The organism is Bradyrhizobium sp. WSM4872, from assembly GCF_055811715.1.
Map to the genome: position 1 here is coordinate 165,377 of NZ_JBVVPT010000001.1, position 14,067 is coordinate 179,443.

The following is a 14,067-nucleotide window of genomic DNA, read 5'->3' on the forward strand; positions in this document are numbered from 1 at the left end:
GTCAGAACGCCCAGGAGAATTTGCCCTTGGCGGCGTGATCGGTGACCGTGTTGCCGATCTGACCCACATAGGAGAGGCCGACCGTGATGTGTCGGCCGATCGCAAGATCGAAGCCCGCCTCCGCGAGCAGCGAGTCGCGCGCAACCGGCACACCCGCGATCGTGAACGGGGCCGGGGCGACCTGGAACGCCATCACGGCAGCCGGGGTCACGTTGTTGAATGCATGCTGCCAGGCGACGGTCGTGCGGGGGATCAGCGTCATGTCGTGCGCCAGCGGCACGAAGGTCGCGGCGCGCCCGCCGAGCGTCGCATAGCCGGTTTCGAAGGTCTGCGCCGCAACGTTCAGCGCCGCCGGGCCGCCGAGTTCGGCGGTGGCATCCGTGTGCACACGCACCCAGGCAGCCCCGGCAAACGGCTCCAACGCAACCTTGCCGAAGGGGATTCCGTAGCCGATCTCGCCGAAGATCTGCCCGGTGCTGCCGTCAGTCCGTGAGGTCAGGCGATCAGCGAAGCCGACGATGTTCACCAGCCGATTGGTGTCGATCGTGTGGAACGCATACGCGCCGCCCGCCCGCAGGTTGACGTTGCCGAAGCGCCAGCCGCCATAACCGGCAATGTGCGCGGTATCGACATTCGAGGAACCACGACCGTCGAGCATATTCTTGGTGCCAGTATAGCCTGCGGCCATTCCGAGACGGCCAGCGCCGCCGACGCGCGTATCGAAGCCGGTGATGAAGCCGGCAAGATCCCGCCGCACGCCGGCTGCATTGCCATCGCCATTGAAAGTGCCCCAGGCGCCCAAGCCCTGGGCCCAGAACACGGTGTCGGAGATCGCTCGCGGCGGCGCCATCGGCGCCTTCGTCACAATCGGCGATTTGCCGTAGGCGAGTGCGCTCTCCATCGCGTATGCCGCGAACGCGGCCTGCGATCCGCCGAACGACAGCGCGGCCATGGAGTCGATGTCGCCTCCATACGAGGCCTGCCGCAGCCGCCCCAGGATCGCGCCGCGCATCGCCAGGCTGTCATTCGCCAGCGTGCCGACCGTCGAGGCGTGCACCTCGCCCGAAAGTTGATCCAGCGCGGCGTTGAGTTGCGGCGAGGTCAAGCCAATCAGCGCCGAGAATGCGCCGCTGCCGCCGAGGAAAGCGGAATCGACCGCTCCCGCCGTCGCGACCTGGTTGCGGGTGCCGTTGATCAGGAACGGCGAGACGAGCGCCTGATCAAGCACGAGATAGACGTTGTTGGCGTCGTATTCGACGTGCGGCCGCGTGACGCCGAAATTGCCCGAGATCGCCAGCGCGCCGAAGCTGCCGCTGAGCGTGCCTGCTGCGTTCAGGACGGTGTAGTGCGTGCCCGGCGTGTAGGTCCCGCCGGTGCCGATGGCGCGGAGCGTGCCGGCGAGCGTCGCGTTACCGGTCACGTTGGTGCGATCCGCCGTGGCCGGCGAGACCTCGACCACGTAATTGCCGCCGCCGGCGAAGGTCAGATTACCGCTCACCGTGAGCGTGCCGATCGAGTTGCCGGGCGCGAGCGAGCCGCCGGCATTGATGATGGTGGACGACACCGTGCCGATGCCGCCCAGCGTGCCGCCGGCATTCACCGTGACGCCGCCGGTCGAGCTGATGTCGCCGTTGACCGACAAGGTGCCGCCGTTGACCGTCACGAATGCGGTTGTCGTCGACGTTCCGGTCAGCGCCCAATTCGAGGAGCCTGTCTTGTCGATCAGCCCCCAGCCGGCGTCGATCTGGCTCGCATCGAATGTGTTGGAGCCGGTGCCGGAGAAACGGATCGTATCGGAGCCGCTGCCGACGACTTGGCCGGTGAGAGTGGCGTTGGGTCCTTGCATCTCCAACGTGCTGCCGGCGCTATCGAACCGGACCCCCTCGGAAAAACTCGCGATCGTGCCGGCATTGACGATCGTGGTCGCGCCGGTGGCACGGACACCGCCGAATCCGCTGATGGTGCCGAAATTGTTGATCAAGTTGTTCGTGCCGCTGACCGTGATGCCCTCGAACTGAGACCCGGCGACGGTCGCGCCCGCCGCGATGTTGATGGTGGCGCCGCCGCTGCCGGATGCGGTCGCCGCGATGCCTGGGGCGAGAAAGCCGGCGGCGCTGCCGCGGACGGTGCCGGCGTTCACGTTCACGGTGATGCGGCCGTCTACCGCGTTTGCGACAATGCCGCCGCCGAAGGGGCCGTTGATCGTGCTTGAGGCCGTGATGTTGATGTTGCCGGTTCCCGCGGTGACGGCGTTGATGCCTGTGAATGTAGCATCGACCGTGCCGCTGCTCGTGACGGTGATGTCGCGAGAATTGGCGGCGTTGAAGATCACGGCATTGATGCCGAGGGCGCCGCCCGTGATCGCGCCAGCCTGGTGCACGGTCACGGCACCGGTGCCGTTCGTGCTGGCGTCGATGCCGCTCGCCGCCGGATCGGTGAGTGTGATCGCGCTGCCGGACGCCGTGTTGACGATGACGGAGCCCGATCCCGTGGCGCCGCTGCTCGCGTTGATACCGAAGTTTGTCGCGAAGATCGTGCCACCGGTCTGGTTGACTGTGACGTCGCCGCTGCCGGCGGTCGCTATCGCGAGGATGCCGGTGCCGAACGACGTGGCGGCGCTGGCGCCGCCGATGGTCGCATTCGACGTCACGGTCATGGTCCCGGTGCCGAAGACGTCGAGACCTCTGGCCGCGGTGGCGCCGCTGGCGTTGACGATGGCGCCGTTGCCGGTCAGTGCGACGGAGACGTCCCCGCCGCTGATCAGGGCGCCATCGCCGAAGGACGACAGCGTCGTCAGCGAGCCTCCGTTCAGGGTCATGTTTATCGAGCTGGCAGCAATGAGCTGCATGGCCGTCGATCCCTGGAAGTTCGGGGTGACGGGGGTTCCGCTCGTCCCCATCGTGATGGTGCCGGGCCCGTTGGTGTTCATGTTGAGGCCGATGCCGGAGCCGGCCGTATTGCTGGCGCTGCCGTTGCCCGAATAGACGATGTTCCCGGTGCTGGTGCTGATGTCGAGCGCGTGCACCGCCTGGGTGGTGGTCACCGCGCCGTTGTTGACGACGTTGATGCCGGCACCGTTCGCGCTGATCGCAAGGCCATAACCGCTGACCGTCTGGCCCGTATTGATCGTGGCGCTCACGGCCCCCGCGCTGAAGGCCTGCGAGCGATCGACTGACGACGCCGTTGCGGCGTCGGTATTCGTGGTGTTGGTGGTGACGGTGCTGTTGCAGGTGACCGTGTTGGGACCAGCGGTGACGGCGCAGGCGGCGAGCGCGCTGCCGGGATGCCCGGCAATGACGGCAATGAATGCGCCCGTGAAGGCCGTGCTGGCGAGCAGGGCGCGCCTGTGGCCGAGGGCGAGCTTCCCGCTCAAGGCGCGCTGGTGGCGCCGTGACACTGGTCGATGATGCATCCTTCCATCCCCTGCCGGCGGGTTCGCTTAGGTCACGGGCAGTGATTCCCAACCATGAATTATGGCAAATCCGGCTGCGGGCGTCAGCAGGACGCGATGCAATCAGCGCGCGAGAAATGCACAAGATGCGGTCACACCCCGGGCCTGTTGGCGGATTTTCCGGAGAGTGTGATCCGGCGGCAACGCCAACCCGCACCGACAGCGGCGGGCCGCGCCAGCGGCCGGGCGCGAGCGGCACCGGAAGGCGCCTGGTCGAGCGTTGGGGATCCGCCGGGCGCCATGATCGTCGATCGCGAGCCGCGACCATTGGTCGATGGATCGACAGGCGCGCCCGAATGGTCAACGAGTCCTTAGCAGCGGGCGCAAGCCGGCCGTTTGCATTAAGGATGCCCCGACGAACTTCGGCAGCTCAGAATTTTGCGGCGTATACTGCCAGCTACCTTCGCAAATCCGTTTCGGGCAATTGGGGCACCACAACAATGTCTCGCACTCTCGCTGTCGTTTTCTCAACAGTCGTCGCTGCGATTTCAATGACCGGTGCGGCTTCCGCCGGCTGCTACAATTGCTACACGCCGCCGCCGTGCACGACCTGCTACCAGCAGCAATACGTGCAGCCGCAATACCGAACTGTCGACGAGACTGTGATGGTGTCGCCGGGCTCCGTCGTGGCGCACCGCGCGCCGGCGCAGTACCGCACCGTGATGGTGCCGCAGACCGTGATGGTGGCGCCGCCGAGCGTCCAGTACGAGCGCATTCCGCCCCAATACGCCACGCGCCAGCGCGTCGAGATGGTCCAGCCGGGGTATTCGTATTACGCCCCGGTGCAGATGGGGTGTGCGTCCTGCGGCGGCTACTGAGCTAGAGCAACAACGCAGAATTCAAGCGGCGCTCCCTCGGGGGCGCCGCTTTTCTTTGCAGCCGGCAAATGATGCCCGGAAACGGAAGCGACTCCAAACCGGGCCTCGCAACCGGCGACGCCTTGGGAGATGTCGCCAGTGTCCGGGATTGCCGAGAGGGCATAGGGCAAGGGAACAGGCTGACGCTCGCCTGACAGATCCGATGCCGGAGAAGGGGACGGGCGCCAACTTCGCGTTGCCATGCGCCGTCGACTACGTTAAGCGACAGCCACTCCGGGTTTGGAAGGGTGGCCGAGTGGTTTAAGGCACCGGTCTTGAAAACCGGCGTGCCCGCAAGGGTACCGTGGGTTCGAATCCCACCCCTTCCGCCAGTACATTGTTTCCCTCTGTATCCCGCTGGCGCCCGGCCTTCAGAAGCCGGTTCAAACCGCGAGCACCACTACCATCTCCAACATCATCGCACTTCCCACGCGCACCGTGGTTCGCCCGGCCTTGCCTCCTGAGAACGTGGCCGAGGTGAAGGCGCTTCCGTACAGCGTCACCCGCGGGGCCCACTCCAGGAAGCCCCGCCGCTCCAAGAACGGCACTCCGGAGGAGCGAGCGGGGAAGCAGCCGGTCCAAGTGCTCTATGCCGGCCGGATGTACCTCACGCCCGCGCGGGGCGGGGACCCGACGTTCGTCCGTATCGTCGAGCATCGCGACGCTGTGAGACGATATGACCGCGCCGTCAGTAAGTCCTCCGCAAATAATCGATTTAGTAGGTCGAGGCGGTCGCGAGCCACTGCGCGTAGTGGGTGTCGAAAGCGAGGCAACGCGCCAACCAAACTACGCAAGCTGCTCGGTCAAAACCCGCGGTTTGCTCAACCGCTCGCTCAGACGGATCATCGGGCGCTCGATTGCTATCCATGTGAAATATGAAAGAAGGCAGCAGGCGAGCAGAGTCGCGAAGCGCCAGATTTCGCAGCTCCACGCCGGCAAAGCGAAAGGTAACCACTGGCCGCCGACTATGGAGGCCGTCAGGAACACGATGTAGTGCAACAGGTAGATCGAGTAGGACGCGTCGCCTGCAGCAACTAGCCAGCTGAGCGGGCGTCGGCGCCAGGGCAGTTCGAGGGTGGCCAAACCGGCAAGGATCAGCGCCATCGAGAGCGGCACCGAAAATATGAAATCGTGACTGCGCGTCCAGATCAGCAGAGCAACGCCTGCGATCAGCGGCAGCGTGCTTCCGGCGCGGACGACCACGCCGCGGGCGAGGAAAACGACGACACCGGCTAGGAAGTCCGCCTGCGTCGTCGAGACCAAATGAAACGACCACGGATTGCCAAGGTACCAGCCTGTCGCGGCGAGCGTTGCGAGCGCGGCCGCCAGTCCGCCGACGCCCGCAATTGGGACGACTGCAGCAGCCAGCGCATAGAACACGATCTCGCGCTCGAGTGTCCAGCTCGGGTCGTAGGCCGATGCGCCGGCCTGTGGCAGCAGCGTCATCGAATACAGAACGTGCGATGCGGCTTGGGGCGCGTATTTGCCCCAGGCAATCAACCCCAGCACGGCCGCAATGGCGATCCAGTACATCGGATAGAGACGGAAGGCGCGCTTCAGTGCGAAGCTCGCGACCGTGAACGAGGGTTTTGCGACGACTAGGCAAATCACGTAGCCAGAGATCGCGAAGAACAGGTTCACCCCGAGGAAGCCCCACTGCTTGAGCCATGGGATGGGCATCCACGCGGTTTCCGGAAACGCTCCGCGCACCGCGACGTAGGAATGGAAATAAGCCACGGACAGCGCGGCGAGCGCCCGAGCGGCCTGTAGTCCCTCAAGCTTGTGCTCTTTCCCCATGATGACTGGCTACAGATGTCGGTGCGATCGATCAAGCCTCCTACGTCTTTCCAGGGCTTCGCTCCTTCTTGACGAACCGAGCTTGAACGCGGCGCGTGACAAGGCGTTGAGATAGCGCCGCCCACTTGCAAACAGGAACCGGCCGAAGTCTGATCGGCCGCATGGGTCGCCATCAGCACGACGTCGACGAGCTCGCGTACATGGAGCGTCTGCGTCGCGACCTGGCGGAGGAGAGCAGGGTGCCCGGCGAGGCCGATGCACTGCTTGAGATGGCCGAAAACTACGGTCGTGAGGCTGCGAAATTCGCCGTGGATAGGACCGTAGATCGCTCGCGACGCGCTCGAAACAGTCGAGCAATTTCAAGACGATTGATCGGGCGCCCCTTCCGCCACCTCCTCGTCCGACGGTGTCCTGATACGTCTTTTTGTGTCGAAGAAGCGCTTGATCTAAAACGGCTGGGTTCGTTGCTTGCGCTTGGTGGCAGCGCGGGCTCCGGGCAGCGTGCCCACGTGGTCTGGTGCCGCTCTCGGCGCCAGAACGGGCGGCCACTCCATTCCCATGTTCGCAAGCGGCACCAGTTCGGCGCCGAGTGGACATGCCATGGTCGGCGAGAAAGGTCCCGAGCTGGTCAACCTTCCGTGCGGCGCGCGCGCAGGTTTTCAACGCCGGTCAAACGCGGGGAATGCGAGGGGATCAGAGCGGCCCTGCAGTGTTCATGCAGGACGTGAGCTGGGAGTAGCTGCCGAACTTGTGGACTGGCCGCCCCGCCGCTACGATTTGCAGCATGGGAAGGACCAAAAAGCTGATCGATTGCTGCGACTGCGACCACCCGGTGTCAGCGAGTGCGTCGGCCTGTCCAAATTGCGGCTCGAAGGTGCCGTTCGGCCCTCCCATTCTTCACCGCAAAAGGCCCCCGATCTATAACGTCGAGGCGCGCAACGACCGCAACATGGTCGTCTTTGCCGGGACGCTGGGAGGCTTAGGCGCAGCCTATGGATTTGCGACAAGTGCGGGGCCGCTTGGTGCTGCGCTGCTGGTCACGTCGTACGGCATGCTGGGTGTCTTGGTGGGCGTCCCGCTTGCGGCGTTGTTCTACATCACGCGCCGGCTGTGGCGGTAGGGGACCCTGGAATATGGGAAGTCTACGTACCGCCTAGCGTCGCTCCCGGCGCTCTGATCCGCAGCCGGGAGCATGGGGCTGGTAAGGAACCGGTGCCATTTCCTCTTCCGGGTGACAATCCGGGCCGCTTGGAATTCCGGTAGTCTTACGGAATCCTTATTCGGAACACGGTGTTCTACTGTGAGAACACCGGCGAGATTTAAGTACCAGTTTCTAATTTGCCCGGGATGGCCGCAGTGGGGGCTGGAACCACCCTGCGGCCTTTCGCTTTAGCGAAACCCATTTTTAAGTTGAGCCGTACCGTCTCTGGGGCGAAGCCGGCGGAGAATTTGTGAGCATTCAAATCATTATAGCCGCCATGTTGGAGCGCGAGCTAGCGGCGCGCGGCGTGCAATCGTTGGGACTTTCCGATTGCATGGAGATCGTCGAGAACCTGCTCCGGCGCCTGAAAGATTTGGACCGGGAGTTAGCTGCGCGAGGCGCCAACCCAGCGGTAGTCTCATGGAGAGACGGCCCCGGCTCAGAGGGGCCGGGGACTGGTTAGACCGAGGCCGCTAGGCGAGAGCCTTTTAGATCGTCTTCCGGTGTCCAATGGTCGGCGCGTATTTGTCCGCTCCAGGCTCAAGATGCTGAGGCCAGTCAATTGCCGTGCTAAACAAATCGCGCCGCTCGATTTCGCGTGCAAGAGCCTCCGCGCGCAGCCTCGCTGGCAATCCGACAAAACGCGTGCCGGCTAGCCTATCTGCTTGCACCTCTTGACGGATGAACTCGTGCATCCGCAGAATGAACTGGTCAGATAGGCCTTCGAACTCGCTCATGCCAGCCAATCGCGTCAGCCAAAGATATAGGCAACCAAAAAGGTGGCTGGCTGCCAAGCGATGAACCCAATCGCCTCCAGCGAAACAGCTGTGGCCAGGACGGCTACAGCGCTGAAGGTGAGGGGAATGGCGATATCGAAAAAGTTGTGGGGCTCGTCTGCATCTGCAGTCTGAAATGCGGTCCTAGTGGACATTCGAATATTCCTCTGCTCGAGGTCATATCGAATTGGACGCTCTCAGCAAAACGTTCGCCGGAGTTAACCTGACCGCTAAACCTTAACAGCGAAGGCTAGTCCCTTCAGGAATGTGTCGCGGCACAAAACCCATCGACGGCCTTGATCACTGCGTCTTTCAATGCACCAGTCTGCCGCGACTAACCTCAGCAAGCGCAGGGATCAAAGCCCGCTGACTGCAAGCTCGAAATACTGTGAACACGACGCAGCCGCCAAAGCCAAGGCGCAACCTCGTTCGGCTTGTGGTGGTCTGCTTCCGAACGGTGATCTGTCAGTTGCGGTAGAATTTGAGCGAGAGCGTCGATTGGAGTGAAGCCTCGTCTCTGCATGTTACGATCAAGTGCGGCGAGGTCGTGCACCGCACGGTAGAAGGAGAGCGAGGTCCGTTCGAAAAAGCGTCGAAGATCAATACAGTTGACAAGACACCCCTTCCGCCAGTCTATCCGACCGGGTTCTATACGTCGGGTTTACCCGGACAGGTAATCAGTGCATCAGACCTCCAATCCAGCCGCACTCGACAAGCTGAAACTCCGCATTCAGGCGTTGCGGGCCAAGACGATCGCCAATGGCTGCACCGAGGACGAGGCGCTGTCTGCCGCCGCCAAGGTTGCCGAGCTGCTGGATCGCCACGATTTGTCGCTCTCGGACGTGGAACTGCGGGCTTCGCCATGCGAACGGAGGGTCTACGAGACTTTTCGCAAGAAGCGCATTCCGCTGGACGACTGCATCGGCGCGATCGCTCGTTTCTGCGATTGTCGGGTCTGGCGCGAGAAGAGCCCGGCCGGCGAAAACCGCTATGTGTTCTTCGGTCTCGGCGCGGATATCGAGGTCGCGCATTATCTGGCCGAATTGATCGACGGCGCCGTGCGCACTGAGCTCGGCCGCTTCAAGACCTCGGTCGACTACTCTGGGTTCCGGCACCAGGAGCGGCACCTGGCCAATGCCTCCTTCGCGCTCGGCATGGTGGCGTCGATCGCGGACAGGCTGGTGGCGATCAAGGCCAGTCGCGATCAGGTCAACGAAAGCTCCGGTCGCGGGCTCGTGGTTCTCAAGACCTCGGTGGTCGATGCAGAATTTGACAAGCTCGACCTGAAGATGCGGACCCAGCGCAGCGCCAGCCGGATGGTGTCGATGACGGCCTATGAAGCCGGCGGCGCCGCCGGAGCGTCGCTCGCCATCAATCCCGGGCTTGGCGAGTCGCAGGCGGGGACAGCTTGCAAACGGAGTTGAACGCGTCGGGCGAGGCCGTGCAGCGTCACCGTCATCGCAGTTCAGTCGATGGACTTCTCGAGCTTCTGGGCTGCCCGGAAGTCGTCCATATGCTGCAGGTTCGGCCCGTACGCAGCCTCCTTGGTCAGCAAATGGTAGATCCGGGCCACGATGGTTTGCAGATGTTTCATGCGTCCGCGCGGCATCGCCCGGGCCTTGCAAAGGGCCCGGACCGCGTGCGCTCGGAAATAATCAAAAGCGTCTGACATCGCGGACTCAACGTCGCGCGCAATGATTGGTTCTTGGATTGGTCCTTGGATTGATTCTTGGATTAGTTCTTGTTCGCGTGTCCCAAAACGCCGCCAGGAACGCTGTCGAATGGGAGAACTTAGCCCGGCACGAAGCTATGGGATGGGCAACGCATGTTCTTCTTTTTCTCGAACCGGCTGGGATGCCTCGGCTCGCTGCTGGTCTCCGGATTGATCACTCTCGCGCTGCTTTTTATGTTGGGGATCGTTCGGTTTTAAACGCTCGCGCGTTCAGGAACCTCGCCCTCGCTGGCCTGTTGTTCGCTGGTCCAGCAACGGAGGGCGCCCTTGGAAAGCACGATCATCGGAGAATTCGACACGCGGCGCGGCGCCGAGCTTGCGGTTGAGCATGTCGTGCAGGAATGCGGCGTGCCGCGAAGCGACGTCTTCGTCCAGGCCGTCGGTGGCGCGAACACATCGGGGACACGCCCGGCCGGTCCTGACGCCAAGGCCGCGCCTGCGCCGGAGGGGCATCAGAAGCTGGAAGGCCCGATCGAGGTCTCCGTGGATTTCCACGGCGACGCGCCCGAGAAGATCGCGGACGCCTTGAAAGGCGCAGGTGCAAAGGCGGTCCGAACCAAGTAGCGGCGAGGGGAGACTGTGGGCGCCGGAATCCGCACACGCTGAACAGTGACTCCCGGGGCTGAGTTGGGGAACCCCTTGCGCGTTCAATGCGTTTCAACGCGAACGCAATTTGCGAGGTCTCCCTGCTTCAGAGCTCATCGACCCTGATCCCCGGCGACACCGTCTGGCGGCGCTGCGAGGCGCGGCGCGTGGCGGTTCTGAACGATGCCGCCGCTTATTTCGCGGCCCTGCGGCAGGCCCTGCTGCAGGCGCAGGATCTCGTTTATATCGTCGGGTGGGATATCCATAGCGAGACCAGGCTGGTCGGCGAGTCCGGACGAGCGGAGGATGGCTTGCCGGAACAGCTCGGCCCATTGCTGCGCGCGCTGGTCCAACGACGTCCCACCTTGCGGATCAACATTCTCGTCTGGGACTTCGTCTCGTTCTACGCCTCCGAGAGGGAATGGAATTCCGCGGCCAAGTTTACCGCCGACACAGATGGCCGCGTCCGGTTTCACCTGGATGCCACGCTTCCATTCGGGTCCGCCCAACACCAGAAGATCGTCTGTGTCGACGGCTCACTGGCGTTCGTCGGCGGGCTCGATCTGACGATCAGGCGCTGGGACACCAGTGATCATCGCGCCGCTCACGCCTCGCGCTGTGATCCCCAGGGCAAGCCATATCTGCCGTTTCATGATGTTCAATGCCTGGTCGACGGCGACGCGGCGGCGTGGCTGTTCGACCTCGTGGAGCAACGCTGGCGCGCGGCAGGCCGACAGCCTGATGATCGGCGCGTACGGAAGGGCATTCGGTGGCCGGAGACGGTGCCGGTGCAGGCCGAGCACTTGCCCGTGGGTATCGCCAGGACCGAGGTCGTCTTTCCCGCAGGTGCTGGCACTCATGAGGTCGAACGCTCGTTGATCGCAGCAATCCGGTCCGCGACGAGCTTCGTGTACATCGAGAACCAGTTCACCAGCGCCACCAAGATCGCGCGCGAATTGGCGGAGCAGATGCTGCGCGTGCCTTCGCTTCGGGTTGTGGTCGTCACGCCGAAACTGCATTCCTCGTGGCTGGAATCCCAGGCCATGCAGAACGGCCGGGGCGCTTTCATCGACTGCTTCAGTTCGGCCGGCGTCGCCGATCGCATTCGCTTCGTCTACCCGGTGTCGCGGACGGGGGATACGGAATCGGCCGTGATGGTGCACAGCAAGCTCATGGTCGTCGACGATCGGATCTTGCGGATCGGTTCGGCCAATCTGAACAATCGATCGATGGGCGCCGACAGCGAGTGTGACCTGATCTTTGAAGCCGCCTCAGACGAGCATCGAAATTTCATCGCCTCGGTCCGCCGTCGCCTCATCGGCCATTTCTGCGGTCTCGATGAACAGGCCGTCGCGCAAAACGAGGATCGTCTTTTTGCGCTCCTGGACGACGTCTCTAAGGCCAGGGGGACGAAGGCCCTGCGGGACGTGGAATCCTCGGTGCTGACCAGCACTCTGGCCACAATGGTTCAGCCCGTGGCGGATCCTGAGCGGCCTCTTCATCTGGAGCGGGCGGCATCTCGCATGTGGAACACGAAGACGATCATCGGGATGGTATCGATAGCCGTGGCGCTTTTTGGACTGGCGATGGCCTGGTCATACACGTCCTTGAGCGATTTTGCCGACGCGGGCCGAATGTCGACGTTGCTGTCTGCCTACTCGCAGTCCGTCTGGGGGCCGCCATTCGCGATTGCAGCTTTCGTCGTCGGCGGGTTGGTCGTGTTTCCGGTTCTCGTGCTCATTGCGGCAACTGCTGCCGCACTGGGGCCGTGGCTGGGCTTCGTCACCGCCATGACGGGCGTCGTGCTCAGCGCCTTTGTCCTCTTTGCAATTGGTCGGGCACTCGGCCGCGAACGCCTCCAGCGTTTGCTCGGACGACGTATCGCGCGCATCCAGGAGCGTGTTGTCGGCAAGGGCATTCTGGCTGTCGTCATCATCCGGATGATTCCGATCGCGCCGTTCTCGGTGGTGAATGTCGTGGCTGGCGCGAGCACGCTGCCGCTGCGTGACTTCCTGGTCGGAACGCTGCTCGGCATGACGCCCGGCATTCTCGCCATGGCCGTTTTGGGTGCTCAGATCGCAGATCTCGCCAGGAATGCGTCTTGGCTCAACATATTGCTGCTCGCACTGGCGTTCCTGGGCTGGCTCGCGATCTGCGCAGGCGCGCAATTCGTCGCGACGTGGCTCGCCGGGAGGCGCTGATGCGCTTCATGACATGGAATGTGCATGGCACCTTCAATCTCAATCCGAAATTCGATCTCGAGGGTATCTGTTCCATCATTCGCAAATGGGCTCCCGATGTCGTCGCGCTTCAGGAGGTGGATTCGCGATCCCGATCGGACGATCCGTTTGCGAAGCTGGCGAGTGTCGTCGGCGATCACCGTGTTCACGCCAAGTCGATCGTCACGGCCGATGGTGAATACGGCCAGACGCTCCTGAGCCGCTTCCCATTCTCCGGCCCCCCCGAGATCGTCGACGTATCGTATCGTGAGCGCGAGCCGCGCCGAGCGATCGCCGCGGGACTGCTGACGCCGGTCGGCGATGTCCGTGTGGTGGCCACGCATCTCGGCTTGAGCATCCACGAGCGTCACGCGCAAGCTCGGGCGCTGGTGAGCCTGGTGAAACCTGCAAGGACCGTCGTCCTCGGGGATTTCAACGACTGGTTCTGGATCAAATCGGTGCGGCGCGTGCTCGCGCAGGTCTGCCCGAACCGTACGCGGCTGCGAACTTTCCCGTCGCATCTGCCGCTGCTGCGGCTTGACCGGATTTATGCGACGTCCGACAGCCCGATCGGGAAGGTTTGGACCGACGAAGGGGCGAGGGCCTATTCAGACCATTTACCTGTTATTGCCGACATCGAGATCCCAGCCGAGTCGAACGCACCGTCAGCGCGATGAAAAAGTGCTATCTGCAGAAGCACTTGGCTACTGTGCATGGGGTTGTTTTCGCACATTTGTACAGTCGGCCCAACGTGCCGCCCGGCGGGACCAAGGGGAACCCTTTCCTGACCTCCGCGTTGTCTGGCCATGACGGAAGACATTTCCTACCGGCGCAAGCCCTTGACCCCCGAACAGCGGCAGGCGCGCGATGCGACACGCCGTATCGAAGCCGAAAAAGCCATGCGCGATCATGAGGCGGCGCAGAAGGCGTTTTATGCCAATAAGGAACGGCTGAGGGCCGAACGGTTGGCACGTGAACAGACGGAAGCGAAGGGCTGACCGCACGCGGTCGCCCCCCTCAAAGATGTCCTTGCCCGCGAGCGCTGTCCTTAGTGCCGGTGAGGGACGCGCGTCACGCTCAACGCCTGCTTCAGCGCCTGAACGGCAGTTGCGAAAGGTCTGCGAGGCGATTGCGCCTCAATCGCTTCGGCTGCGACGCGACAATCGTCAGCGACCTTGAGCAACCCGCTTCGCGCGAGGTCCATGGTGGAGAGGGCTGCCTGCTCCAGGCAGACCCGTTCAAGCCGTCGAAACTCCCGCAGTTCTTTGTTCATGCGTCAGCTCTCGATGTCCCCCGGCCATGCGGCGCTGAGTCTGCTTAATGAACGGTAAACATCCCTGCCTAGCAGAACTGGCTGGCGTGGAGCTGGTCTGTGTCCTGCGCACGCCCGGTCGGCACGCCCAGCGGGCTTGACGGCATTTGGCTTCCGCCGGAAGCTTCACATGATCC

Annotated in this window: 13 protein-coding genes and 1 tRNA gene; 8 read left to right on the forward strand and 6 right to left on the reverse strand. The window is 63.3% G+C overall.

The genetic code is table 11. The annotated features are described in order from the left end of the window. Position 1: 1 nt before the first annotated feature. A complete protein-coding gene (locus AC0L3C_RS00815) occupies positions 2-3,412 on the reverse strand; it encodes an autotransporter outer membrane beta-barrel domain-containing protein (RefSeq protein WP_473406905.1) in 3,411 nt (1,136 codons plus the stop codon). 530 nt (positions 3,413-3,942) lie between these two features. Here AC0L3C_RS00815 and AC0L3C_RS00820 point away from each other — a divergent pair. Then, on the forward strand, positions 3,943-4,269 hold the full coding sequence (locus tag AC0L3C_RS00820; protein ID WP_275172536.1) for a hypothetical protein: 327 nt from the start codon (positions 3,943-3,945) through the stop codon (positions 4,267-4,269). 281 nt (positions 4,270-4,550) lie between these two features. Next, positions 4,551-4,640 (forward strand) — tRNA-Ser (locus AC0L3C_RS00825). Positions 4,641-5,094: 454 nt separating this feature from the next. Here AC0L3C_RS00825 and AC0L3C_RS00830 read toward each other — a convergent pair. Continuing rightward, complete coding sequence (locus tag AC0L3C_RS00830; RefSeq protein ID WP_473406906.1) at positions 5,095-6,105, reverse strand: acyltransferase family protein; 1,011 nt, start codon at positions 6,103-6,105, stop codon at positions 5,095-5,097. Positions 6,106-6,889: 784 nt separating this feature from the next. Between AC0L3C_RS00830 and AC0L3C_RS00835 the strand changes: the two genes are divergently transcribed. Further along, entirely contained in the window at positions 6,890-7,225 is a 336-nt protein-coding gene (locus AC0L3C_RS00835) for a hypothetical protein (protein WP_473406908.1), read from the forward strand. Between the two features lie 569 nt (positions 7,226-7,794). Here AC0L3C_RS00835 and AC0L3C_RS00840 read toward each other — a convergent pair. Then, the gene (locus AC0L3C_RS00840; protein ID WP_473406909.1) at positions 7,795-8,043 is read right to left on the reverse strand and encodes a hypothetical protein; all 249 of its coding nucleotides are present in this window, start codon (positions 8,041-8,043) and stop codon (positions 7,795-7,797) included. A 14-nt stretch (positions 8,044-8,057) separates the two neighbouring features. Further along, entirely contained in the window at positions 8,058-8,237 is a 180-nt protein-coding gene (locus AC0L3C_RS00845; protein WP_456764339.1) for a hypothetical protein, read from the reverse strand. A gap of 525 nt (positions 8,238-8,762) precedes the next feature. Here AC0L3C_RS00845 and AC0L3C_RS00850 point away from each other — a divergent pair. Continuing rightward, entirely contained in the window at positions 8,763-9,506 is a 744-nt protein-coding gene (locus AC0L3C_RS00850) for a DUF7168 domain-containing protein (RefSeq protein ID WP_473406910.1), read from the forward strand. Between the two features lie 41 nt (positions 9,507-9,547). Here AC0L3C_RS00850 and AC0L3C_RS00855 read toward each other — a convergent pair whose 3' ends face one another. Beyond that, a complete protein-coding gene (locus tag AC0L3C_RS00855) occupies positions 9,548-9,754 on the reverse strand; it encodes a hypothetical protein (protein WP_473261216.1) in 207 nt (68 codons plus the stop codon). A 327-nt stretch (positions 9,755-10,081) separates the two neighbouring features. Between AC0L3C_RS00855 and AC0L3C_RS00860 the strand changes: the two genes are divergently transcribed. The 4 genes from AC0L3C_RS00860 (at position 10,082) to AC0L3C_RS00875 (ending at position 13,616) form a co-directional block, all read left to right on the forward strand. Next, the gene (locus tag AC0L3C_RS00860) at positions 10,082-10,378 is read left to right on the forward strand and encodes a hypothetical protein (RefSeq protein ID WP_473406911.1); all 297 of its coding nucleotides are present in this window, start codon (positions 10,082-10,084) and stop codon (positions 10,376-10,378) included. An 86-nt stretch (positions 10,379-10,464) separates the two neighbouring features. Further along, a complete protein-coding gene (locus tag AC0L3C_RS00865; RefSeq protein ID WP_473406912.1) occupies positions 10,465-12,600 on the forward strand; it encodes a VTT domain-containing protein in 2,136 nt (711 codons plus the stop codon). Next, positions 12,600-13,295: an endonuclease/exonuclease/phosphatase family protein gene (locus AC0L3C_RS00870; protein WP_473261224.1), complete on the forward strand. Its 696-nt coding sequence runs from the start codon at positions 12,600-12,602 to the stop codon at positions 13,293-13,295. Before AC0L3C_RS00865 ends, AC0L3C_RS00870 begins: the two co-directional genes overlap by 1 nt. Positions 13,296-13,424: 129 nt before the next feature. Further along, positions 13,425-13,616 carry a hypothetical protein gene (locus AC0L3C_RS00875; RefSeq protein WP_007591059.1) on the forward strand — a complete coding sequence of 64 codons (192 nt, stop codon included), beginning with the start codon at positions 13,425-13,427 and terminating at the stop codon, positions 13,614-13,616. Between the two features lie 50 nt (positions 13,617-13,666). Here AC0L3C_RS00875 and AC0L3C_RS00880 read toward each other — a convergent pair whose 3' ends face one another. After that, positions 13,667-13,891 carry a hypothetical protein gene (locus AC0L3C_RS00880; RefSeq protein WP_473261226.1) on the reverse strand — a complete coding sequence of 75 codons (225 nt, stop codon included), beginning with the start codon at positions 13,889-13,891 and terminating at the stop codon, positions 13,667-13,669. Positions 13,892-14,067: the final 176 nt, after the last annotated feature.